Here is a 23,809-nt window from a genome sequence, read left to right on the forward strand (position 1 = left end):
TATTTTATTGGTTTACATTATAAAATCTTTCCTTATTAATAGTATTCATCAATGGATAAACATTCAGATAGATAAAACAAAATAGAAGGGATAAAGAATAAATTGCATTAAACCTTAAACCAGTATAAACGTAAACTGACATTATTATTTGACCTATAAAAATAGCCAAAAGCACTAAATAAATTCGGTCTTTGGTTGCGTTAAAATTTATTTTTCTTTTGCTGAAAAATCGAACCATCATTTGGATAAAAACCACTAGATATAAAATTCTAAAAAAAACAGCCAATGTTTCTAAAGTTCCTGGTTTTGGAGTTTCAGGAAAAGGATTAAAATTTGATGTCAATTTCTTAAATGCAATTTCCATCATTTCTTCAAAACTAATTCTACTTATAAAGTTTTTAGTTCCTAAAGTATATAAATGACTCAAATTCAAAACACTATTTTCTGATTGAGCTACTAATTTTGGTTCGACATATTTCAAATTTATTCCTTCATCAGCTAAATCACCTTCGGAATTAGTAAAATCAGTGGCTACTTTTTCATTCCATCCTTTAGCTAAAGTGGCTCCTTGTGAAGCGGTTAAATAAAATCCTTTGTCAAAAGTAATGGCATTGCGGCAAGGCCAAGAAAATACAATAAGCGAAAATAATATGCCCTGAAAAAGTGCCTTGCTTCTATTAAAATTCCAATTGTAAATTAAATAAATCAAAACCAATACACCTACAAAAAAAACTGAAACAGGATGACACAAAACAACGAATGCTGCTAAAAAAGGAATCGCAATATTAACTCTTTTTCCGTTTTTTATAGAAATAAAAAAAACGGTTAAAGCAAAAATCAAAATAGAAGTTAAACTTTCGGATAAAAAAGTTATGGAATATTTAAGGTATTGGGGTTCTACAAAAAGAAAACAAAAAGGAAGCAGATACATCAAACTAATCGTTGAATCTTTCTTGAATTTGAATAAAATATACCCCAAAAGAAGCACTTCTAAAACGGATTTTAAAAGAATTAATGCTAACGGATTTGTGGTAATTCTTAAAAACAACGATAATACAAAAGGCCAAAATGGTGGTCGCCAAGTAGCAGATTCAGAAATAATTGCTGAATTAGTATCTGAATACACATTAAAATCGGCTAAATTTTTCCCAATTTGTAAGTAATGTGATGCGTCTGCTCCGCCTCCAAAAGTCGCTTGGATAGAATAATTGCCATTCAAATTTGACAAATGCAAATAATAAAACTTGACAGAAACTAAACAAATTACTATCAAAAAGAAAAACCACTTATTGCTTATCATTTTGTTCATCTAGCAAAAACATTATATTTCATTATGCAATACAAAGCTCGGAACCCATCTTTCCAACCAATTTTTTTTCCTTCTTCGAATGTTCTCCCATAATAACTAATCCCTACTTCGTATATTCGTATTCCTGGTATTCTGGCAATCTTTGCAGTAACTTCAGGCTCAAAACCAAATCTATTTTCTTTAAGATTCAATGATTGAATAATATCGGATTTAAACATTTTATAACAAGTTTCCATGTCTGTTAAATTGAGATTGGTCAACATATTACTCAAAAAAGTTAAAAATTTATTTCCTATACTATGCCAAAAAAACAAAATTCGATGCGGATTACCTCCCATGAATCGACTTCCATAAACAATATCGGCATGACCGTCTAAAATGGGTTTCAAGAGCAGGTCATATTCACTAGGATCATATTCTAAATCAGCATCTTGTATCACAATTACATCACCAGTTGCATTTTTAATTCCTGTGTGTAGGGCAGCTCCTTTTCCTTTATTAACTTGGTGTTCCAGATACAAAATATGAAGCTCTTTATTATCACTCTTATACTTCTTGATTTCCTCTAAAGTACTATCTGTACTGCAATCATTAATAATGATAACTTCTTTTTCAATACTATTTAGTAATTCAACTACTTTAATTTTATCGAGAATTTTATGAATGGTTGCCCCTTCATTATAAGCAGGAATTACGATAGATAGTTTTTTTATAACAGTGGTATTCATCTAGGTTTAGGTTATTTATTTGATAGATTTAGGCTGTTTCATTCAATTCATTGGCCCAAAAAACACTTCGTTTCCATTGTTTTTGAAAATAAATGTAATATTGTATTGGGTTTTTTATCGTTTGAAGTTTGTAATATTTAAAGAATAAAATGGTTTTGTAACTGCTGATTTGTTCTTTTGAGCAATGTGTGATTTGATACAACATTATGGTTGGCGAAGGCTTTGGCTGAATAGTATCATTATGCCACCTTAACACAGGTTTGGTTCTAAAACCACCAACAGGAGCTTTCAAATGCAGGATTTCGGGTTCGGGCAAATACAAAACATCGTGACCTAGATTACGCAACTGCATACCAAAATCGCCATCTTCGCCAAAACCAAATTCATATCCTTTTCTAAATTCACAAGCATTCAAAGCATCAGCCGCAACAAAACTACAACCTGAACCAAAAGTTATCCATTGAAAAATAGTTACCAAAGATGGCTGCTGTTCTTTTTGATAGCATTTTAAAGTAACTGCTTTTACACCAAATTTATTGATTTCGTTTAAAGATCTTTCAATGAAGAATTCTTTGATTCGAATATCATCATCAGCAAAGAAAACCCACTCACTTTCTATTTGCTCTAAAGCGATATTTCTAGCATTACAAGCTCCTGGTTGATTTGTAAAAGTATGCTTTATATGAAATGGCCATTCTTGGGTGGTTAAATAATCTAATTCTGATTTGCTCCCTTCATCTGGATTTTGCTCCACAATAATAACACGATTTGGCAGATGAGTTTGTGCTTTTAAATCTTTTAAAACATCGTACAGATATTTTTGTCTGCCAATAGTCGGAATGATAACATCTACTGTTCCTTTGTCAATTACTTTTTTAAAAGATTGCACTTTAATTTCGTCCAAATAAATGGTTGCCTTGGTTCTATTTTTATAAAAAAGAGAAAAAAGAAAAGGCAAAATAGGAAATTTCCTTTCGTACAACAATAGATTGAACAACAGTAAGAAAGCCCAACGTGTTCGATAATGTTGCTTTACAAATCGAAACAAGGTATATTGACTAGGTTTAACCGAAATAGTAGCAGTTTTATTATTTAAAAGTCGAGGTTCAGAATAACATAATAATCCTTTTGGCATCAATAATTTTCCTATCGAACACAGAAAATAATCGAAATCAGAATCCAAAGGAATTTCATCATTCAATGCCAACAAAACTTCGGCATAAACACAGCCCACAACGCTACTCATTTGCCAAGTTGGAAAAGAAACTGCTTTATTAATTTGGACAAAAAGCGACGTATCAACATAACCAATTGCAGCATCTAAAAAGCAAACATCTGAAGAATTAAAAGAAAGAAGCATTTTTTTGTGATGCAATAATTTTTCAATTTCCTGAATATTAAGTTGCTCTTTCTGACTTTGATGACACCAAACCAAAATTTCTTCTGGATATTTTTTTGCCAGTTCAATAAGAACAGAAGCGATTGATTTACGGCTACAATTATCTATACCAAAAGCATCGGCATTAGCCAATTCTAAAACAGTTTCTCCATTATGGTATAGAATTATCATAGTTATTTTAGTTCTTTATTGAATTACTTTCTTATAAAAGGACAAACTTTGTTGTGCCACTACTTTCATACTGAATTTTTCTACTACTTTTTTTCGGGCCGCTACACCAAAATCGTCTTGCATTTTTTGATTTTCTAGCAATTCCAAAATTCGATTTGCATACTTCCCATGATCTTTAGGATATACCAAAAAACCTTCTTTCCCGTTTTCAATTACTTCGGTCGCCCAGCCAATATTGGAAGCTACAATTGACTTTTGCATCGCCATGGCTTCAATCCAGGAAACGGGCAAGGCTTCGGCAAATGTAGGAAAAACACAAACTCCAGCCATTTTTATATGCGCTTTTATCTCTTGATACGGAACACTTCCTAAATAACTTACGTTTTGCAACGCTTCATCCGTGAACAGTTCTTGCATCATTGCCCAAGTGGAGGAATTTCCCGAAATCACATCAGGCACATCTTTACCAATCAAGAAGAGTTGTACGTTGGATTTTTTTTGAATTACTGCATTGAATATCAAAGGTAATTCTAACAAACCTTTTTTACGGATTAGACTTCCGAAATATAAAATAACCTCACCCCCAACCCCTCCCCAAAGGAGAGGGGAGCCAGAATCGTTTAAAAAAAGACTGGTATCAATCGAATTGGGAATTATCGTAAAATGCTTTTGCAATCCAAAAACTTGATTGGTCAAATCGGCAGTAAATTGACTTACGGATAATAAAGCGTCAGCGTTTTGTAGTGCTCTTTTTTCGTGAAATTTATTTTTCCACTTCACAGGGCGATTATCCAAATGACAAAAATAAGTATCCGAACCGTTCAACCTGATAACTATTGGGCATTTTTTAGGCTGAATAAAAGAAGTAATCCCTGTCCAATCGGGAGCTTCGACCAAATCAATTTCTTGGTTAGCATACAATTGATTAATAATATTTTCTAGTTTTTTTCGAGTAAAAAACCACGACAACCCTTTGAATTTGACATTCTTGATTCGTTGAACAAAAATACCATTATCTTCGAAATCACTTTCTTCTTTTTGACCATAGACCAATACTCTAACCGAACAACCTTCTGCCAAAAGTCCGATAGCCAAGTTCTTGATACTTGTACCAATTCCGCCAGAACTTCCTGTTATAGGATGCGGATATTCGGGAGTTAAAAAGGCAATTTTCATGATAATAATTGTATATGCTGGTTGACCATTTTCTCTAAAGAAAAACGCTTCTCAATATCCTCTCTAGTTTTTTTGGTAATTTTTAAATTACCTGTCCAGATTTCGGCAATTAAAAAAGATAACTGCTTTACATTCTGTACATCAAACAGAAAACCATTCTCTAAATGAGTAATAATTCTTAATACATTTCCTCCTTCATTGGTAGTTAGTACTTTTGTATTGGCTGCCAGAGCTTCGACTACCGTGTAACAAAAAGTTTCTTCATAAGAAGGATGAATCAAATAATCATACTTACAATAAATTGATTTCAGATTGGAACTGCTTCCCATAAACTGAAAAATTTTCTCTACTCCCAAACGAACCACTTGCTCTTCCAATTGTTTTTTGTAAGGACCATCACCGTAAATATCGATAACTATTTCTTCTTTTATGGTTTTGGGCAATAAAAAAACAGCTTGAATCAGGTCTTGAATTCCTTTGGATTCACGCAAATGAGACGCAGTTAAAAAACTCGGTTTGTTTTGGCTGTTGGATGTTCTTACTTGAATATCTTCCAGAAGGATTCCGTTATGAATGACCTTAATTTTACTTTTTATTTGAAAACCAAAATCTTTTACTAATTCGCTAGCCGTATAGTTTGAAACGCCTAAAAATTCATCTATGTATTTGGAATACAAAAAACCTTTGATTTTTTTCTTAATTTTTTTTCCGAAAGGATAACCGTTCAAAGGCCTTGGATTGTGATCTACGGCTACAATTTTAGCTTGGGTCAATTGTTTTGTGGCTTTAAAAAAAGGCGTGCACAACTCTAAAAAATGACTGACAATGTGCGAATAGGCTATTTTATTTTCTTTGTAAAAGTTCAGAAAATTAGTTTCTACGTTTTGTGTTGCACTCGAATAAATAGTCAAATCGGGATAATTGCCGTGTGTGGCTGCATTGGGAAAAAACCAATCGACTTGGATATTATTTTCTTTGCACTTTTTATCAAATTGCCAAAAAAAATAATCCATCCCGCCAACTCTTTCGGGCAAAAGTTCGTAATTACAGAGAACGGCTATTATTTTATTATTTAGCTCCATTTCAATAGTGTTTGGACTATTCTTTCTCCTGTTTTGCTCAAAGATTTACTTACTTGCATAGCAACCAATGATTGTCTTTTTTGACTATCGGCATAAGGAAAAGCTAAATAATGATTGATTGCTGTGATCAATTCTTGTTCGTTTTTCACAATTTGGGTTGCTTTACTTTCAACAACATTTTTAATGTGTGGATAGTCTAAAAATCGTTGGTCATCATAAAGTCCGTTTTGTCTATTTCCAAAAACAGTATTGATTACAGGCTTGTCAAACAGCATAAAATCTAAACTCATGGTAGAAAGCATATTCACATTCAAATCGGAATATTCTAATAGGCTTCTCAAATCTTTTATGTCTTCTTTCGATGGAATTCTTTGCGACCATTCTTCCTGATGTCCTTTTCGTGCCAAGTGCCATTTGGGATAATTCCATTTTATAAAAGGGTACTTTGCAACAAAACTCTCGAATCGAATCGGGTCTTCTGCCGGCGAGGTACGCACAATGAAATTTACATTTTGAATCTTATTTTCTTGAATGGCTTCGGCAATTGTAGTGATATACAATTCATCATTTCTACTAGTTGCTATGTCGCCACAACTGAAACAAATCGTTTTTTTGGATGAATCCAAATCAAATTGGTTGTAAAAATCATTTTTGGAACCAGCGTATCTTTCTAAAACATAAGGTTCAAACTGTGGCGTTCCAACCACCATCACATTCTCGGGCAATACTTTTTTATAAAAATGTAATAATTCCTTTTTCATCAAATCACTCCAAACTAAATAAGCATCAAAATTGGCAGCCATTCTACCTTTGGAAGCCAAGTTATCCCAACTAAAAATGAATGAAACTGTTTTTATATTCAATTGTTCTGCTTGATATACCAATGGTGCAATAAATGGCGGACGTTGATGCGTAAAAAACAAAATATCAAATTTTTCTCTTTCAAAAATACTAGCATATTCTTTTACAATCGAATTATTTTTAAAAGATTGCTGTTGTAACTTATTATAGCTTTGAATTGAATTTTCAGAATGAAACAGGGCAGTCCATCTAAATAAGAATCGGGTGGCATAGCCTCTGGGTGTTTTCGAATTTGTCTTATTGGTGTTTAAATTATCCGTGATCCCATAGTTGTTTTTCTTATGCAATTGCAGATGTGCTAATTCTTTGGCTTTTCTAAAAAACCAAGTTGGAAATTTTTCTTGAAAAACAGCCAACTCTATAACCTTTGATTTTTGTAGATATCCATCGTAAACAAATGCAGGCAAGCACGACAATAGTATCACCTCATCAAATTGCTTCTCGGCTTCGGACAAGAAATCACTCAAAATAAAATTCCTAAAACCAACTCCGTCTGTTATTACTATTCCTAGTTTTTTCATTTAAATATCCCTAAATTGTTTTTGATGATTAACATCCCAAATAGCTGCATTTTCTATAGATTCTAAAAAAAGTTGGGCACTATTTCCTTGTCCAAAATCAGATTCGGTTTTGGTTACTTTATGAGTATCTATAATTTGCAAAGCGTTAGCAATACTTTCCGTAGTATAATCTACATTAATAATATCAGCATGAATGGCTCTATTTTGTTGACGTGTACCAATGTTTATGATTGGAATTCCATAATAGGGTGCTTCTCTAATTCCAGCACTACTATTACCTATAATAAACTGACTATGTTGCAATAAGGTCAAGAAATATTCAAATCGCAAGGACGGAAAAATTCGGAATCGAGAATTTCCTTTTAATTCTTTGTAACTTTCAATAATGTATTGACTGCCTAAATCATTGTTGGGATAAATCACCACATAATTATGATTATCTTCTAGCAAAGCAGCTGTGAAATTGGTAGCATATTGCTGCATCTCATTGGCTTCGGTAGTAACCGGATGAAACATAACGATAGCGTAATTATCAAATAGAATTTCATAATACTGCTTAACCTTTTCTAAATGGGGTAATTTATCTGAAAACATTATGTCAATATCGGGCGAACCGATGGTAAAAATAGACGATTGTATTTCTCCCATTTGCATCAATCTCTTGGAAGCTTCTTCATTAGAAACAAAATGAATGTGACTCAACTTGCTCACGCTATGACGAATCAATTCATCAACAGTTCCTGAAACTTCACCTCCCTCGATATGCGCAACCAAAATATTATTCAACGAACCCACAATAGCTCCTGCCAAGGTTTCTACTCGATCACCATGAACGACAATTAAATCTGGATTTATGTTTTTAACGAAAGCCGAAAGTCCTTCGATGGTTTTTGCTAAAGTCAAATCCATAGTGGTTTCGTGGGTGTGATTTTCAAAAGTATGTAAGTTTTTGAAATTACATCTTTCAATTTCTATCAACGTATAACCGTACTCTTTTTGCAAGTGCATACCAGTTACAAACACAAAAACTTCAAACCCTTGTTTTTCTTCAAGAATTTGAATCAAGGATTTTATTTTACCAAAATCAGCTCGGGTTCCGGTTAGGAATAGGATTTTTTTCATTTTATTCAAAATCTGAAAAATCTAATTGTTCATCATTAGCAATATTTCTTGTCGCCATTTTTCCAATCAAATCATTAAAATGTTCTGCTAAAATTTTTCCCGTTCCAGGACGTTTTACCCAAATATTCGCTTTAGTGAATTGTTCCCCTTTTTTGATTGAAGCAATAGTACAAACAGTCGCAAAGGCAAAATCAATGGTTACTTGTTCTTCTTTGGCCGGTTCTTTGGTTCCGCCACGCATTTGCCAAATTTCATTCGAACTTTTGATTAATTCTTCAGTAGTTTTTTCATCCATACTACACACTATATCAGGCCCAGTTCGCTGCATGGTATCTGTAAAATGGCGTTCCAAAATACTCGCTCCCAAAGCAACCGCTCCTAAACAAGCATTATTGTTCAAGGTGTGATCCGATAATCCGAAAACTTTATCAGGAAAAGCATCGTGCATTTCTGTCATAGCTCCAAAACGTACCAAATGAATCGGTGTGGGATATAAATTAGTAGTGTGTAATAAGGCAACAGGAATTTCATGTTTATCAAAAATAGCGACTGCTTTAGTAATACTTTCAATGGTATTCATTCCTGTACTCAAAATAACAGGCTTTCCAAAAGAAGCAATATGTTCTAACAAAGGGTAATTATTGCATTCGCCTGAACCAATTTTGTAAGCTGGAATATCAAATTTCTTCAATCTTTCGGCAGCAGCACGTGAGAAAGGTGTCGAAATAAATAGCATTCCTTTGCTTTCAACATAGTTTTTCAATTCTAATTCGTCTGTTTCGTTGAGCGAACAGCGTTCCATAATTTCATAAATAGAGACATCGGCATTACCTGGAATTACTTTTTTAGCAGCTCCGCTCATTTCGTCTTCCACAATATGGGTTTGGTGTTTGACTACCTCAACACCTGCACGATGTGCTGCATCTACCATTTCTTTGGCCACTTGCAACGAGCCTTCGTGATTAATTCCGATTTCGGCAATGACTAATGGTGGATAATCAAATCCTATTTTTCTTCCTGAAATTTCTATATATGGATTCATAGTAAAATTATGAATTATGAATTATGAATTATGAATTATGAATTATGAATTTATTAAATAAATACTGGGCATATTCCAAATCATCTTGGGTATCAATATCTACATTAGCAAAAATATGATTTACTTCGAAAGGATACCCGTTTTCTGAAATAATTATATTATCTAAAATCAATGATGCCTTGGTTATATACAACAATCCGTTTTCAAAAAACAAGGGATCTAAATCCTGACTACGTTGACCAATAGTGTAATTAAAAGGATGGAATTTATTTTCTGAAATTTTGCCCAATTTTTGATGATTTCTGGATACGGTAAACAAACTATTGTAGTTTCCATTTTTAAAAACTTCAAAAGCTTCTTTTAACAAATTTTCTGGACGCAGAGGATTAGTAGCCTGTAATAAAATTACATTTTCAAACGTCGTTTCAATCGATTCTAAAACGTGTTTTAAAGCAGAGACTGTGGGTTCAAAATCGCCAGATAAACTTTCAGGTCTATCGATTACTTTTGCTCCATATTGCAAAGCCATTTCTTTAATTTTCATATCATCCGTCGAAACATAAATTTCGTCAACAATAGCTGTATTATTTTTAGCATATTGTATCGAATGAACCAGCAAAGGAAACTCTCCCAATTGCTGAATATTCTTCTCTGGAAAACGTTTGGAGCCGCCACGGACTGGAATAATGACTATATTTTTCATATCATTTCTGCTGATGGTAAAATACTTATTTTTCGGGTTGCCAATAAATTTTTGTTTCTGCCAATTGGTTGTATTTATTATATTCTATTGGCGTTAATCTATTGGCGTTTTTTAAGATTCTTGGCATATTCCAAAGCAAATCAAACAAAGCCAAAACAATTGCTTTCAATGCTTTAAAATCCCCCTTGAATACTTTTTGTTTAAACTGGATCCAAAGTGAATAAGCCATTTTCCTTGGAATGGTTTTTAGGGGATAAAATAAGAAAAATAAATACCAACCCGAACGTAAAGCTCGCCTTAATCGAATGGTATAATCGTCGTTATTTTTGCGTGCCTTTACATCTACTCTATGATTGACTAAAACTTCGGGTAGATAATAAATCCTCCAATTTTTCTTAAACAATTGATAGGAAGCAAAATTCTCTTCACCATAAAAGATAAACCAATCAGGATAATTAGGAATTTCGCTCCAAGCTTTCATACGAAAAGCGTGTGCGCCTCCAGCATAACTTTGCATCAGCACTGATTTTTCAGAAGTTTCGATAGTTGTGGGTTCATTTTTATTCCAAAAAATTCTAAAACTTAAAACCGCAGCATCTTGATTATACTTAAAAAAATCTTGGATTAATTCTAATGGATTTTGTGTAATAAAATGTAAATCGTCATCAAGAGAAATCGCAAAATCGGTAGTTACCATACTTAATAATCGATTCCTGCTATAAATGAGACCATAACTTTTGGAATTTTGAATCAAATGAATTTCAGGACAATTTGTTTGCAAATACAGGGCAGTCCCATCAGTTGAACCATCGTCACAAATTAGACAGACTACATCTTCTCTATTTAATAAATATTGAATTTTTTCTAGAGTAATTACCAAATCTGTTAATCTATTTTTAGTGGTAATGAGAATAGAAAATGTATGTTTTTGATTTTCTGTCATTTTAAATTAAATATCTATTCTTTATGATTTTGAATCGATTAATATTTTATCCAACATAATCTTGAAATTTTCATCCGAAAAGTAATTTCCAAAAGGATACACAGCTTGGTCAGAATTCAATCTATTTAGAATTAAATGCTCTAGTTTTTGTTTGATTTCTTCCTGATCTGTACAACTAGCAATGTATTGAGAATCTGTGATTATCCTTCTCATTTCGCTTCTTTCGGGAGAAATGGACAATATTGGTTTTTGTACAGCTGCTAAAAAAGGTGCCTTTCCTACCAAGATATTGCAGTACAAAGGGCCGTTTTCTAAAATGATATTAATATCAGCTTCAATCATTTGTTCGTGACAGGAGTTAGAAAAACTAGTCATTTCCAAAGACACAATATTGGGTACATCTGAATATTTTTTGGACAATTTTTTGGCATCAGCTCCCTTGAGTCTTAAAACAAATTCGGTATTTTCTTTATAAACAATATTACTTTTTACTAACTCTTTGTAAGCATCCAAAAGAATCTCCACATCCCTGCCAAACTGGATGGCACCGTGATAAGATATTAATACTTTTTTGTTTTTTTTCAAAACAGTACTCACATCAGTCAAATCAAAAACACTCTCGACATATTGATGAGGCAAATTGTAAAATTTCTTTCTACAGCCGTATAAAGTCTGTAAATCTTCCGCCATCAAACTCGCCGAACTCATACAACTTTTAGCTTGATTAACCACTTGAAACATCTCTTTTAGCTGAAAAAGTCCCAAATTAGTCAATGGTATATTGGAACCTGGATACCAAAACAAGGGATAAGGATCGTGAAAATTGACGATGGCTTTTTTTAAAATAGGCAAATCTTTACAACCCAAAATCGTTTCATGATGTATGCCAGCACTTCGAATAAAAATATGATCATAACCCTGATAGTCCACTTTGGCAATACAGGCTCGATACACTTTGTGAATATGGTTTCTGGCCAATGAAACATGAAACAATCTCCAATAAATTTTATTAAACCATTTTGTAAAAAAAGGTGTTTTAATTTTTAAAACATGAGTTTCTATGGAGTCAATCGGTAACAAGTCCAGTCGATCATCGCTGGCATCTTGCTTAAAATAAACAACATCTATAACAGATTCTGGATATGCGATTCTTAATTTTGCCAAAAAAGAACGGGAAATAATTCCTTGACTCGTTCCCCAAACCCTTAAATCTTGTTCTATTATTAAAAACTTCATTTTTATTTATTGTTGTAATTAAAAGATTGGAATGATTAACAGCTTACTGCTTTTTTTTTGAATGTTTTTCTATATCGATAAAGTTTCAATCGCAAAGGCAATACTGCATAAAACACTTTCCATTTCAGCTTTTCAAATGTAGGCAAATCCAAGACATTCAAAAGGGTTTCAAATAAATTATATTCCTCAAACTCCATAGAAAAAGCCATAAAATAACGTTTGAGTGAATAAGTCAATAGCTGCTTTTCTTTTAGATTTTTTACTACCAAAATTATGGCTTCGACATAAGAAGCTCTTCGAATTGGGTTATTTCTATAAAACTCTCCTGTATTTGATTGGGGATGTTTTCTGCCATAAAACAAGGTCTTGTTGATCGATATTCCGTTGAATCCTGAAGACACTATTCGAGAATACAATTCCCATTCTTCGGCATACATCAAGGTTTCTACATATCGATTTGATTGGAAACATTCTTTCTTCCACATCACCGCACAAGAATTGAACTGAAGTTCATTATTCAACATTCTCTGAATATCTTTTTTATCGATGTAAAAAGAAGTATAATCTTTGGAATAATCGAATTTATAATCAAAATCCTCTACAAAAACCTCACGAATGTACCTACAAAACCATATATCATTTTTTGCCAATTCGGCTACACAACATTCCAAATTTTGTGGATGTGGAATATCATCGTCATCAAAAAAAATGATGTATTCGCCTTTGGCTAAATCTAATCCATAATTGCGACAACCTGGTAATCCTTTGCCATAAGATTCAGGTCGCTGCAAAAACTGGAATCGTTTGTCTTGTTTTAAAATTTCGAAAATTAATTCCTTGGTGTTGTCTGTTCCTCCATCATCAATAATCAAGCATTCCCAATCCAAAAAAGTTTGCTTTTGAATGGACAAAAGTGTTTCTACAATAAAATGCGCCCGATTATAGGTCGCCATAATAATGGTTACTTTGGGAGAAATCATTTTACTTTTTTTTGTTTATGCTTTTAATGTCCTGCAACCAAGTTTCAACCATTTTCATTTCCAATTCACAAATTATTCCTTCTTTCAACAATGCTTTATAGGCGTTGTAAAGATTAGTTTCAATGCTTTCTGATTTTGAAATAGAATTGGAGACCAACTCCATTACTTTCTCGCAATATTCATACATTGGGATTTCAGAAATAAAATCTTTCATATAATCGTGTGGATTCCTTTTTTGAACAACAGTGGCATTAATAAAACCCAATTGATACCCGTATAACCACATTATAGGCTGTGCCACTAATCCTCTTAAAATATCCGTAAACCTAAAAGTAACATAGGTTGGCAAATACATTAAAACAAATAACTCTTTTCTAATTATAGTGTTTTGGGTGTTAAACGGACTAATTACACCTTGACTACAAACAACTGGTTCACGTTCTTCAAAATAACATGGTTCATCATTGGTTAACCGATATATAGCATCTACATCGGGATCTTCATCGGCTAAACCTTGCCAAATTCCAACATTACATTTTTTTACTTCGATACTTTTTTCAAGTTCAAATTGAGTGTTAATCAATTTTAATGGTAAGCCTCTTGGCCAAATTTTTTGTTTTGTAAAAAGTTGGTATATATTGACAAATCCTTCATCTCTAGTAATGCAATCATATTGCGCTTCAAAATCAGGAAAACTCCAATTAGTTTTTGGAATATTATCATCATCTGTATCTATAATATAATTGGCTCCATTTTGCATGGCCTTCAAATAACCCAACATTTTTCTGCAATAATGATTGTAAGGCAGCACTTTAGCCAATTTAAAATTCAACTTATCTTGTTGTGAAACAGAAATATAATCGACATTTTCGTAACTCCAATCTTCGGGAGTTTTTTTATCTCCAACAACAATTAAGCGGTAATCGTTTAATTTTGAAAATTTAATAACAGCTTCTGTTGGATTAAAAATTGATGTTATTACAATATCTGTTTTCATAATGCTGTGTTCCATTTGGATAATTTAATAGGATGAAGGTAAAGAAGTTTTTCAGGAAAATCATTTAAAAGCAGTTCTAATTTCCTATCATATTTGTCTAATATTTCGCACTGTTCTGGTGTCCAGAGTGCGCCACCCTTTAATTCTAAATCTTTTTCAATAACAATTTCGTCGGCTGACAAAACAATTGCAGTCGGTATGGCAATCTCAACAAATAATCCTGTGGATGCAAAAACACCACAGTAATGAATGAATTGCTTTATAGAATCAGCACTTATAACAAAAACATCGGAATAAGAACTAATAAGAGGATAGGATAAATGAAATTCTTTATTCTTGTTTTCAATCAACGTTTTTTTCCATGAATAATACGACTGAAATTTTTTAATTTTAGCTAAACCCGGAAATTCTTGTTTTTTATATAGTTGAAGATAAGTCAATGGTTTGATTTCTAATCCAAAATTTGAAAACAATTGCAATGCGGTTGCATAATCTGGCAACTCGTTTTTTGCTTCTACGCCCGGGAGATTAACATTCCAATTGAAGGCTTTTACAACATGTGTCCAGAATTCTCCACGCTCATGCAAACCAATAGTTTCTGGCACAAAAGAAGTTTTTGATTTTAAATGGAGATGTTGCGAGTAGTTCGTTTCATTTATTATGGGGTTTAAAATCAAATCATCTGCAACAAAAAAATAATGTTTATATTCTTCTTTGAAGTAGGTTTTAAATCCCTGTGAAACATATCCTTGAAAATTATAAGAGCTTTCATAAACTGGAATTACATTCTTTTTTTCTCCTGTGTAAAAGGGAATCAAATGATAAATATTGCTAAATCGATCTTTATAAATTTGCTCTAAAATTTCAATATTTTTATCGTACTTATGATTATAAATAATTATTAGAACTACTTCACTCATTTTAAATATTTTTGTTTTAATTACATCCTGAAACAACAGATGCTTTTTTGTTTAATAGTCTCTAAATGATGCTTACTATAAGATTCATTTATCTAAAAAGTGACTTTATAATTCGAAATGGTTTAAGAATTGCTGCTCCTATCCTAAAATCAATTTTGGTATAAATTTTGACTCTCTCTTTTTTTTCAACATCAATTTCATACATAAAATTTTCTATCAAAGTATCATAATGCTCTTTATACAAAAGTTCATGTTTGCGAAAAATATACTTTTTAATTTCTGCATTATAACTTTTCTGGGCAACTGTTCGCATTGAAATGGGATGTTGTCTATAAAAAAACAAAACTTCTTCTATAATATGGACAGTCCATCCTAATTGGCAAACTCTTATGTAAAATTCCCAATCTTCATATCCATTTTTCATATTTTCATCATAGCCTCCAACTTCTTCCCAACATTTTTTTCTAAAAAGTGACGTCCCATTTGCTGCATTAGCAAATAAAAAATTTTCTAGAATTGCTCCTTTAGGTTTGATTACGCAAATTTCTTTATCTCCTTGAAATCGTAAAACCCAACTACTCACAACACCAACATCAGGATTGTTTTCTATAACATTCAACGCTTTTTCTATAAATGTAGTTTCATATTTATCATCGGCATCCAATGTTAAAATAAATTCGCCTTTAGCTTCTGAAATCCCAGCATTTCTGGCACTGCTCAATCCTCCATTTTCTTTGAAAAGGTATTTAAAACGAGCATCTTTTGCCACCCATTCCCGAGCTACAGCTTGGGTATGATCTGGGCTTCCATCATTGACAATAATACATTCCCAATTACTATAAGTTTGACTTAATATAGATTGCAAAGCTTCGTCTAAATACTGGGCTTGATTGTAGCAGGGAACAATTACAGAGACTAAATTTTTCATTTCTTTTTATAAAAAATAATTGATTTTACCATCAACTTCAATTCATCTATAAAATGCAATTTGAAATCCAATTTATTTCTGCGAGCAAAATATTGAAAATACATTGACGGGAAAAAACGTTCTCTATGAACAAAATAATTTTTAAAACTTTGTTTTTGCAAATCTTTCAAATATTCATCAAATCCTTTGGTTTCAAAAAAATGATTTGAATTGGCTAAAATCATCTTTTGTTTTAAAATAATAAATTCTTCTATTTCAGTTATAGTAATATTCAAACTTCCTCCAATTATTTTCTTCAATAAATCAATTTCATCATTCGCAAAAGAATACTTTAAATTCTGTAGCATTAGAAACCTTGACGATAAAGCTGATGCTATTTGCTGATGTCTTCTTTTTTGTGAAACTTGGGTATGGTGCTCTCTATAATTTAACAATACCTCTTGAAGGTTATAAATCCTACCAATACCTACCAAACGAACCCACAAATCATAATCTTCAGCAGGTTCTTTTGAAACATCATAAGGAATGGAAAGCTCGTCTAAAACTTGCTTCCTCATCATCACAGAAGGGTGAGCCATACAGTTCCCTTTCAACAAAGCTAATTTTATACTATCGTAATTTTCAGGAACTTTTATAATAGCTCCAGAATCTATTTTACTAAACCAAGATCCGCACAAAATGACATCAGGATTGGCATCTAAAAAAGCTACTTGCTTGGCAAAACGTTCTGGTAAACTAATATCGTCGCCATCCATTCTGGCAATATACTCCCCTTTTGCTACTTGCACCCCGTAATTCAAACTGTTGGTATAACCTGTATTTGATGGCTTTACTACTAGTTTTATTCTTTCGTCGCTATATGTTTTAATTAGCTCAACTGTTTTGTCGGCCGAGGCATCATCGATTATAAGGAACTCAAAATCAGTAAAGGTTTGATTCAAAATACTATCTACAGCTTCTCTGATGTATAATTCACAATTATACACGGGCATTAAAACGGTTATTTTGGGCATACTATTTACAATCGAATCCATTCCGATGGTATTAAATCATTTGTTTTTTTATTTGTTGCAAACCATTCTTTTGGTGCCACTACTACCTTTTCAGGATTAGTGTTCAGCCAAGCTGCCCACCAACTAAAGGAACTATTGGCAATTATATTGTGCTGGCAAGAACTCATCAAGAACATATCTTTCCAACTATCTTCATTTTTATTATGATCAACAAAGATTTTTGAATAAGGTAAATCTCCAAATTGCTCTTTGACCCAATCACTATCGTCCGAGAAGAAAACCAGTGTAAAATCTTTGTTCTTTGTTTGCAATTCTGTGATGGCTCCGTAATAATATTCTAAACTACAATTTCCGTGAAATTGCTGGGTAAGTTTATCTGTTACATAGTCACCTCTTCTGATATGAATGGCAATTGTATTTTGATTTTTGAATGTAGAAAGCAATTCTTTATTCCTACTATCTAACTTATTTGTGGGAAAAGAAAAAAAAGTTCTAATTAAATCTTCATAGCCCAAAAAATATTTATAACTCTGGAAATATCCTTTCAAATATACAGGAGATTTTATTGTTAAAGCATGTGCTTGAAACCCAAACGAAGGCTCGTTGTATCTTTTAGGATAATTTAAACCCAATTTCCTTTTAATCCTGTTCACTAAAGACAAATGATTAAAAAATTGAATATCTAAATTAGTAGCCTCTAGATAATGATTGTTAAAAATACCGAGTTCAAATTTTCTTGGTGTAAATCCTTCTCTTTTCTCTTTTTCATCAAAAAAACTATTTTCTACTACAACTAAATCTTTATTACTTTCAGCTAGAATCTTTGCAAATGCGTACTGAAACATTTGATTTCCTAAACCTCCTTGTAATTGAATTAGTATCATTTAAATTTATTCTTTAAAGATTCTATATTATGCATTACCATAAAATTGTCTTGCAACCAAGAAGAATCTTTATCCCACCATTTTAAATTTTCAAGAAAAACAATTTCTTCTTCAGAAAAACGGTATTTAATTATTTTTGCAGGAGTTCCACCTACAATTGCATAAGCAGGAACATCTTTTGTTACTACTGAATTTGCTGCGATTACAGCTCCATTTCCAATCACAACGTCGTCCAAAATAATAGAATCTGCACCAATCCAGACATCATTGCCAATAGTAACAACCCCCATTTCATCATAATATTGAGCATCACTAAAAGTAAAACCACATTGCTTGTTAAGGGAATAAAAAGCAGGATGTGTTGAAACAAAATTTGTCAAAGGATGTTTTCCTAAACCTATGCTAACTCCTTGAGCAATACAACAAAACTTACCAATACTAGCATTCATAATTGTAACTCTTTGTGCACTATAAGTATAATCACCATAAGTTGTCTTATATAGATAGGAATCATCACTAACCTTATTATACTTTCCAAAATTGCTGCTACTAATTGTGCAGTTTTTACCCAAAATGACATCTGATTCAACTCTGTCAGTAGTTTTTTTCTTTCTAAATAATTTATTATTAATTTTGGTTATTAGCTTCTTAATTTCAAACATGATAGAAAATTTATTTTAGTTCCCAATTTTCCCAAACAAATTCATATTGATAAGTTACTTTATGTGTTTTTAAAAGTTTAGCTTGAATATTTTCCATCCTTTCTCTTGCATTTTCTACTATAAAATCATGAAATTGCACTTGAATATTTCTAAAAATTGAAATTAAGTTATTATCAATTAAAGCTTCTAAAACTTCATACTCTCCTCCCTCTATATTAATTTTAACTAAATCAACACGACTAATTCCTTCTTTCTGAATAAATTCAACAATCGATTTTAATTCAATAATTTCTGTCTTATCTGATTTGATATATACTGAAGATGAATTATCACTCAAATTAATTTTCAATTGTTCATTTTTACTTCCTAAACCAAAATTATAAGTTTTTACCTTGTCGTTGTTGGAAAACTTATTATCAATTATCTCACAAAATGATTTAACTGGTTCGAAAATATAAATATATGGATTGTATTTACAAAAAATATCTGAAGAATACTTTCCGTCATAACCACCTAAATCAAATACTACTGACTCTTGATTTAAGTCATAATTCATTCTTAATGTTGTGTCACCACGATCCCTAAACCAAGGTTGTATTCTATCGAATTGAATTTTTCCTTCAACTGACATTGGTGGTCTTTTGCCTTTATAACCAATTAGTTTTTTTACTATTTTTTTAAATTTATTAATCATTATAAAAATTTATGTTATTAAAAATCAATTAATTAAATCGCTTACTTTTTTCCATTCAGGATTAAGAAAAAACAATCCCGCTGTTCTTGGCAATGGTCTTATTGTATATTTCCCTCCATCTAAAACATCAAAATGTAAAGCATTATTAATCATATCATATATTTCATGTCCAGTAGTATTACAACTTATTATAGTAACACTATAACTACCTGGAAACAATCTAATATCTTTTATTGAAACCACATATTGCTCTTCTGTATTAGTGTGAATAAATTCATAATTAGAATCTCTTGGCATAATATGAAAAATTGGCATATCATCCGATGATTTAATTTGAATCCCTATTTCTGACCTAGTTTCATCGGAATTATTCTTTATTTTAAAAGCAATATTCAAATCATCGCCAATAGAAAATTCCTGAACACTTTTATTATTTTGATTTAAAAATTCAAGCGACAAAAATTCCATCTTACCATTCCCTGACCTATTGGTATTATGATCAAATTTAATTTGGCTAATCTTCGAATAATTCGTTTCAGAATAAGTTTCTATTGCCTTATCAACATTACCATCATATTTAACCTTTCCATTTTCTAAAACTATACCTCTTGTACAAAGTTGTTTAATAGCCGCCATATTATGGCTCACAAAGAGCACCGTCCTACCCCCTTGTTTGGAAATATCCTGCATTTTGCCAATAGCTTTTTTCTGAAATTCAGCATCGCCCACAGCAAGAACCTCATCAATGACTAAAATCTCTGGCTCTAAAAATGCCGCTACCGCAAAAGCCAATCGTACAGTCATTCCGCTACTGTATCGTTTTACTGGTGTATCTATATAACGTTCGCAACCCGAAAATTCTATAATTTCATCAAGTTTTGAGGCAATTTCCTTCTTGGTCATTCCTAGAATGGCTCCATTAAGAAAGATATTTTCCCTTCCTGTCATTTCACCATTAAATCCTGTACCTACTTCCAATAAAGATGCAATTCGTCCCCAACACTTAATACTACCAGTAGTGGGTGCGGTAACTTTAGAAAGAATTTTTAGCAAGGTTGATTTTCCTGCTCCATTTTTTCCAATAATGCCTAAAACTTCACCACGTTCTACCTCAAAATTAATATCTTGCAGCGCCCAAACATAGTCGCTTTCGCCTTTAGTACTGCGATCGTTAGTGTCGCCTATTTTTAGATACGGATTTTCCTTACCTCGTATTTCGTGCCACCAACGGTTCAAATCGTGACTCAAAGTACCTGTCCCCACCTGTCCGAGGCGGTATTGTTTGGAAATATTTTCGGCTTTTAATATAATGTCTTTCAAAATACGAGGCTAAAGTTTAGAGATACAAAATTGTTGAAAAAGTTAAATTTTAAAGGTTTACTATTAAAGATTGATATTGAAAAACATCTGTATTTAAAAAATTTAGCGGGCTTTTTGATTAATAAAGTTTTATGCCAATCAAAAATAAGTTTTTGTTTCCAACTAAACATTCACCATCAACAATTCTAATCATTTTTTAAAAAGTTTTAAGAAAAACCATTTCACGATTCGTAATGGTTTCAAAATTGCTGATCCTAATTTATAATCAATCGTGTTTCTGAATTTATTAATTTCTGCTTTCTCTAAATTAGAGGCTTTTAAAAATTGGTCTATTAAGACTTCATAATGCGCATAATAAATCTCCTTATTCTTGAGGTAAATGTATTTTTGCGTTTCGTTGTGCTTTTGGTTCATTACTGCACTTCTGGAGCTAATATTTTGCCTATAAAAAAACAAAACTTCTTCAATAATATGCACTTTCCAACCCAAGGCACAGACTCTGAGATAAAATTCCCAATCTTCATAACCATTTTCAGGGTTTTCATCGTATCCTCCTACTTCTTGCCAACATTTTTTACGGAACAATGAAGTCCCAATAGCAGCATTGTGAAACAGAAAATCAATAATTGTCTTCCCTGTTGATTTATAGAGATGCATTTGTTTTTCTGAAGTAAAATATCGCCCCCAACTGCTTACTATTCCAATTTCTGGATTATTGACTAGAACAAATATTGCTTTTTCAAGAAAAGAAGCTTCGTACTTATCATCAGCATCTAAAGTAAGAATATAGTCGGATTCGGCTTTTTGAATTCCCAAGTTTCTGGCACTACTCACTCCAGCATTTTTTTGGTAAACATAAGTAAAACGAGAGTCTTTGTTTATCCATTTTTTGGCTACTTCTTCGGTATTGTCAGGACTACCATCGTTTATGATGATGCACTCCCAATTGGTGTGTGTTTGCTGTTCAACAGAAGCCAATGCTTCATCCAAATATTGGGCTTGATTGTAACAGGGAACAACGATAGATACTTTAGGCATTAACATTCTATTGCGAATAATTATTTTATTTGGTTTTACTGAAAATGAAATATATCTTTTTCTTTGAAGAATCTGTTAAAGTAATTGGTTGGTATTTATCGGCTAATTATGGCTTAAAAAAACTATTTATTTTTAAAAGCATAAATCATTCCCGAAATAGAGGTCAGATGTCTAGAAACGACCCAAAAACTATTGGCTTTCAAAATATCTTCTAATATTTTAGCCCCTTTATCATGCCATTCTATCAACAATACATCTATATCATTTAACAAATTGATTTCACTCATTTTTTGCAAAATTTCATATTCAGCGCCTTCACAATCAATTTTTAAAACCAGTTTATTTCCAGAATGCTTTGCTACTAAATCAGGAAGCACATCACCAATATTTTTGATGTTTATTTCAATTTCTTTAGAATTTTCTTTATCGATAACATGACTCTTATCTAATCGAATACCACAATTGCCTTTGGCTTGCGGATTATACAATACCTTTTCAGTCCTAGTTGAGCCACCAAGTCCAAAATTGAAAGCCTCAATTTTATTAGAATAACCAGCATTGAGTTCTAAATTATAAACCGCTTGATTATAGGTTGACACGACTGGTTCGAAAGAATATATTTTAGACACTTTTTCATTTAAGGCAAAAAACAAGGAACTAATTCCAATGTTCATCCCAATATCAAAAACAACCACATTGCTATCAAACAAGAGGTTATAATCTTTTTCAAGAAATACTTCCTTAATTATAAAAAACTCTTCTGGGCTCTCTAAGTACAACTGCAAACCATTAAAACTTGCTAAAACCCCATCTTTGTGGTGTTCTAATGCTAGTTCTGGAAATTGTTTTTTGATTTCAAACAAATGAGCTGACGAATTTAAAACCAAATTATTGACATCATTCTGTACCGCAAAACTATTCACCAAATCACTCACCTCTTTTTCCTTCTTGGAAATATTGGTAATCTTATATCCCAGTCTTTTTACAACTTTATGAATTTGCTTGTTTATCATATATTTTTTTGAAGTTTAGAAATAGAAAATCTGAATCTTTACATTGTAAATTAATTACCATTGTCATTTTTTTCTTTGCTAAACAATTAATTGCCACAATTAACACTAACTACTTACTTACAACCACTTAAACCGTATCAATAAAACTTTTCTCTGTTCTATTAAAAACCAAAACTCCTGTCAAAAAAATGAAAAACGTTATTCCAAGAGTATAGCAAAGCCCCCAAACAGAAATTTGTCCTACATTCAACAACATATAACGTGTGGTTTCTATCAAATAAGCCAAGGGATTGTACTGTACCAGCCAACCATAATTAGGAAGTTTTTGCTGGATTAATTCCATTGGATACATTACTGCCGAAAGATACATCAGCAATTGAATTCCGAAAGCTATAAGATAACTAAAATCTCGGTATTTAGTTACCATAGAGGATATTAGCATTCCTAACCCTAATCCTAAAACGCCCATAAGAGCTATCAAAATAGGAAAAAATAAAAGTGAACTATTCAAACTCAATGCTGCTCCTTGACAATAATAAAAAACATAAAAAGCTATGAATATAAAAAATTGAATGCCAAATTTTATCAAATTAGAAATTACTACCGATAATGGTGTGATTATCCTAGGAAAATAGACTTTTCCAAAAATTCCTGCATTGGCTTTAAATGTATCGGAAGTACCATTTAAACAAGCAGTAAAGTAATTCCAAACCGTTATCCCTGCCAAATTAAATAAAAACGGAGGCACAGTTCCTGTATTAATTCCAGCGACATTATTAAAAATAATAGTAAAAGTTACAGAGGTAAACAAAGGTTGAATCAAATACCAAAGTGGTCCTAAAATTGTTTGTTTATATACTGTAATCACGTCTCTTTTTACAAAAAGAAATAGCAAATCACGGTATTGCCATACTTCAGCAAGATTAAGGGAAAAAAATTTGTTTTTTGGTGTTATTTCAAACAACCAGCCAGCAGGAGTATTTTCAGTTTTATTCATTTGGATTCATTAGTCCTTGGACAAATATAGCAATTTAAAGATTATAAAAAACCGCAAAACCAATTGATTT

General features: G+C 32.1%; 23 protein-coding genes. All 23 read right to left on the minus strand.

Annotation, left to right across the window (positions count from 1 at the left end; translation table 11 throughout):
• Positions 1–4: 4 nt before the first annotated feature.
• The 23 genes from OZP15_RS13315 to OZP15_RS13425 all read right to left on the minus strand — a co-directional run bounded on the left by OZP15_RS13315 (position 5) and on the right by OZP15_RS13425 (position 23,739).
• Entirely contained in the window at positions 5–1,300 is a 1,296-nt protein-coding gene (locus OZP15_RS13315; protein ID WP_281336359.1) for a hypothetical protein, read from the minus strand.
• 5 nt (positions 1,301–1,305) lie between these two features.
• A complete protein-coding gene (locus OZP15_RS13320; protein ID WP_281336360.1) occupies positions 1,306–2,037 on the minus strand; it encodes a glycosyltransferase family 2 protein in 732 nt (243 codons plus the stop codon).
• A gap of 28 nt (positions 2,038–2,065) precedes the next feature.
• Positions 2,066–3,607 carry a glycosyltransferase family 2 protein gene (locus tag OZP15_RS13325; protein ID WP_281336361.1) on the minus strand — a complete coding sequence of 514 codons (1,542 nt, stop codon included), beginning with the start codon at positions 3,605–3,607 and terminating at the stop codon, positions 2,066–2,068.
• Positions 3,608–3,622: 15 nt separating this feature from the next.
• Entirely contained in the window at positions 3,623–4,783 is a 1,161-nt protein-coding gene (locus tag OZP15_RS13330) for a glycosyltransferase family 4 protein (protein ID WP_281336362.1), read from the minus strand.
• Positions 4,780–5,865 carry a glycosyltransferase family 4 protein gene (locus OZP15_RS13335; RefSeq protein WP_281336363.1) on the minus strand — a complete coding sequence of 362 codons (1,086 nt, stop codon included), beginning with the start codon at positions 5,863–5,865 and terminating at the stop codon, positions 4,780–4,782. The genes OZP15_RS13330 and OZP15_RS13335 overlap by 4 nt, the downstream gene beginning before the upstream one ends.
• The gene (locus OZP15_RS13340) at positions 5,856–7,247 is read right to left on the minus strand and encodes a hypothetical protein (RefSeq protein ID WP_269225933.1); all 1,392 of its coding nucleotides are present in this window, start codon (positions 7,245–7,247) and stop codon (positions 5,856–5,858) included. Before OZP15_RS13340 ends, OZP15_RS13335 begins: the two co-directional genes overlap by 10 nt.
• Positions 7,248–8,369 (minus strand): UDP-N-acetylglucosamine 2-epimerase, encoded by a 1,122-nt coding sequence (gene neuC, locus OZP15_RS13345; protein WP_281336364.1) that lies wholly within the window; start codon positions 8,367–8,369, stop codon positions 7,248–7,250.
• Between the two features lies 1 nt (position 8,370).
• The gene (gene neuB, locus OZP15_RS13350) at positions 8,371–9,411 is read right to left on the minus strand and encodes an N-acetylneuraminate synthase (protein WP_281336365.1); all 1,041 of its coding nucleotides are present in this window, start codon (positions 9,409–9,411) and stop codon (positions 8,371–8,373) included.
• A gap of 28 nt (positions 9,412–9,439) precedes the next feature.
• Positions 9,440–10,114 (minus strand): acylneuraminate cytidylyltransferase family protein, encoded by a 675-nt coding sequence (locus OZP15_RS13355; RefSeq protein ID WP_269225935.1) that lies wholly within the window; start codon positions 10,112–10,114, stop codon positions 9,440–9,442.
• Positions 10,115–10,139: 25 nt separating this feature from the next.
• The gene (locus tag OZP15_RS13360) at positions 10,140–11,057 is read right to left on the minus strand and encodes a glycosyltransferase family 2 protein (RefSeq protein ID WP_269225936.1); all 918 of its coding nucleotides are present in this window, start codon (positions 11,055–11,057) and stop codon (positions 10,140–10,142) included.
• A 21-nt stretch (positions 11,058–11,078) separates the two neighbouring features.
• On the minus strand, positions 11,079–12,293 hold the full coding sequence (locus tag OZP15_RS13365) for a glycosyltransferase family protein (protein ID WP_281336366.1): 1,215 nt from the start codon (positions 12,291–12,293) through the stop codon (positions 11,079–11,081).
• A 35-nt stretch (positions 12,294–12,328) separates the two neighbouring features.
• On the minus strand, positions 12,329–13,273 hold the full coding sequence (locus tag OZP15_RS13370; RefSeq protein WP_281336367.1) for a glycosyltransferase family 2 protein: 945 nt from the start codon (positions 13,271–13,273) through the stop codon (positions 12,329–12,331).
• Between the two features lies 1 nt (position 13,274).
• A complete protein-coding gene (locus tag OZP15_RS13375) occupies positions 13,275–14,270 on the minus strand; it encodes an STELLO glycosyltransferase family protein (protein WP_269225942.1) in 996 nt (331 codons plus the stop codon).
• Positions 14,267–15,190 carry a hypothetical protein gene (locus OZP15_RS13380; protein WP_269225943.1) on the minus strand — a complete coding sequence of 308 codons (924 nt, stop codon included), beginning with the start codon at positions 15,188–15,190 and terminating at the stop codon, positions 14,267–14,269. The genes OZP15_RS13375 and OZP15_RS13380 overlap by 4 nt, the downstream gene beginning before the upstream one ends.
• 88 nt (positions 15,191–15,278) lie before the next feature.
• A complete protein-coding gene (locus OZP15_RS13385; RefSeq protein WP_281336368.1) occupies positions 15,279–16,118 on the minus strand; it encodes a glycosyltransferase family 2 protein in 840 nt (279 codons plus the stop codon).
• Positions 16,115–17,152: a glycosyltransferase family 2 protein gene (locus OZP15_RS13390; protein WP_281336369.1), complete on the minus strand. Its 1,038-nt coding sequence runs from the start codon at positions 17,150–17,152 to the stop codon at positions 16,115–16,117. Before OZP15_RS13390 ends, OZP15_RS13385 begins: the two co-directional genes overlap by 4 nt.
• Positions 17,137–18,015, minus strand: coding sequence for an alpha-1,2-fucosyltransferase (locus OZP15_RS13395; protein ID WP_281336370.1), 879 nt, complete (start codon positions 18,013–18,015; stop codon positions 17,137–17,139). The genes OZP15_RS13390 and OZP15_RS13395 overlap by 16 nt, the downstream gene beginning before the upstream one ends.
• A complete protein-coding gene (locus tag OZP15_RS13400; RefSeq protein WP_281336371.1) occupies positions 18,012–18,677 on the minus strand; it encodes a CatB-related O-acetyltransferase in 666 nt (221 codons plus the stop codon). The genes OZP15_RS13395 and OZP15_RS13400 overlap by 4 nt, the downstream gene beginning before the upstream one ends.
• Positions 18,678–18,687: 10 nt before the next feature.
• The gene (locus OZP15_RS13405; protein ID WP_269225949.1) at positions 18,688–19,371 is read right to left on the minus strand and encodes an FkbM family methyltransferase; all 684 of its coding nucleotides are present in this window, start codon (positions 19,369–19,371) and stop codon (positions 18,688–18,690) included.
• A 24-nt stretch (positions 19,372–19,395) separates the two neighbouring features.
• Positions 19,396–20,691, minus strand: coding sequence for an ABC transporter ATP-binding protein (locus tag OZP15_RS13410; RefSeq protein ID WP_281336372.1), 1,296 nt, complete (start codon positions 20,689–20,691; stop codon positions 19,396–19,398).
• Between the two features lie 189 nt (positions 20,692–20,880).
• A complete protein-coding gene (locus OZP15_RS13415; protein WP_269225950.1) occupies positions 20,881–21,729 on the minus strand; it encodes a glycosyltransferase family 2 protein in 849 nt (282 codons plus the stop codon).
• Positions 21,730–21,851: 122 nt separating this feature from the next.
• Entirely contained in the window at positions 21,852–22,742 is an 891-nt protein-coding gene (locus tag OZP15_RS13420; RefSeq protein ID WP_281336373.1) for an FkbM family methyltransferase, read from the minus strand.
• Positions 22,743–22,869: 127 nt separating this feature from the next.
• The gene (locus OZP15_RS13425; protein ID WP_269225953.1) at positions 22,870–23,739 is read right to left on the minus strand and encodes an ABC transporter permease; all 870 of its coding nucleotides are present in this window, start codon (positions 23,737–23,739) and stop codon (positions 22,870–22,872) included.
• Between the last annotated feature and the right edge of the window lie 70 nt (positions 23,740–23,809).

Source organism: Flavobacterium eburneipallidum (assembly GCF_027111355.2).
GTDB classification, from domain to species: domain Bacteria; phylum Bacteroidota; class Bacteroidia; order Flavobacteriales; family Flavobacteriaceae; genus Flavobacterium; species Flavobacterium eburneipallidum.

Excerpts from the sequence above, each read along its gene's own strand:
- OZP15_RS13315 (WP_281336359.1), bottom strand. The coding sequence starts at position 1,300 with ATGATAAGCAATAAGTGGTTTTTCTTTTTGATAGTAATTTGTTTAGTT.
- OZP15_RS13320 (WP_281336360.1), bottom strand. The coding sequence starts at position 2,037 with ATGAATACCACTGTTATAAAAAAACTATCTATCGTAATTCCTGCTTAT.
- OZP15_RS13325 (WP_281336361.1), bottom strand. The coding sequence starts at position 3,607 with ATGATAATTCTATACCATAATGGAGAAACTGTTTTAGAATTGGCTAAT.
- OZP15_RS13330 (WP_281336362.1), bottom strand. The coding sequence starts at position 4,783 with ATGAAAATTGCCTTTTTAACTCCCGAATATCCGCATCCTATAACAGGA.
- OZP15_RS13335 (WP_281336363.1), bottom strand. The coding sequence starts at position 5,865 with ATGGAGCTAAATAATAAAATAATAGCCGTTCTCTGTAATTACGAACTT.
- OZP15_RS13340 (WP_269225933.1), bottom strand. The coding sequence starts at position 7,247 with ATGAAAAAACTAGGAATAGTAATAACAGACGGAGTTGGTTTTAGGAAT.
- neuC (WP_281336364.1), bottom strand. The coding sequence starts at position 8,369 with ATGAAAAAAATCCTATTCCTAACCGGAACCCGAGCTGATTTTGGTAAA.
- neuB (WP_281336365.1), bottom strand. The coding sequence starts at position 9,411 with ATGAATCCATATATAGAAATTTCAGGAAGAAAAATAGGATTTGATTAT.
- OZP15_RS13355 (WP_269225935.1), bottom strand. The coding sequence starts at position 10,114 with ATGAAAAATATAGTCATTATTCCAGTCCGTGGCGGCTCCAAACGTTTT.
- OZP15_RS13360 (WP_269225936.1), bottom strand. The coding sequence starts at position 11,057 with ATGACAGAAAATCAAAAACATACATTTTCTATTCTCATTACCACTAAA.
- OZP15_RS13365 (WP_281336366.1), bottom strand. The coding sequence starts at position 12,293 with ATGAAGTTTTTAATAATAGAACAAGATTTAAGGGTTTGGGGAACGAGT.
- OZP15_RS13370 (WP_281336367.1), bottom strand. The coding sequence starts at position 13,273 with ATGATTTCTCCCAAAGTAACCATTATTATGGCGACCTATAATCGGGCG.
- OZP15_RS13375 (WP_269225942.1), bottom strand. The coding sequence starts at position 14,270 with ATGAAAACAGATATTGTAATAACATCAATTTTTAATCCAACAGAAGCT.
- OZP15_RS13380 (WP_269225943.1), bottom strand. The coding sequence starts at position 15,190 with ATGAGTGAAGTAGTTCTAATAATTATTTATAATCATAAGTACGATAAA.
- OZP15_RS13385 (WP_281336368.1), bottom strand. The coding sequence starts at position 16,118 with ATGAAAAATTTAGTCTCTGTAATTGTTCCCTGCTACAATCAAGCCCAG.
- OZP15_RS13390 (WP_281336369.1), bottom strand. The coding sequence starts at position 17,152 with ATGGATTCGATTGTAAATAGTATGCCCAAAATAACCGTTTTAATGCCC.
- OZP15_RS13395 (WP_281336370.1), bottom strand. The coding sequence starts at position 18,015 with ATGATACTAATTCAATTACAAGGAGGTTTAGGAAATCAAATGTTTCAG.
- OZP15_RS13400 (WP_281336371.1), bottom strand. The coding sequence starts at position 18,677 with ATGTTTGAAATTAAGAAGCTAATAACCAAAATTAATAATAAATTATTT.
- OZP15_RS13405 (WP_269225949.1), bottom strand. The coding sequence starts at position 19,371 with ATGATTAATAAATTTAAAAAAATAGTAAAAAAACTAATTGGTTATAAA.
- OZP15_RS13415 (WP_269225950.1), bottom strand. The coding sequence starts at position 21,729 with ATGCCTAAAGTATCTATCGTTGTTCCCTGTTACAATCAAGCCCAATAT.
- OZP15_RS13420 (WP_281336373.1), bottom strand. The coding sequence starts at position 22,742 with ATGATAAACAAGCAAATTCATAAAGTTGTAAAAAGACTGGGATATAAG.
- OZP15_RS13425 (WP_269225953.1), bottom strand. The coding sequence starts at position 23,739 with ATGAATAAAACTGAAAATACTCCTGCTGGCTGGTTGTTTGAAATAACA.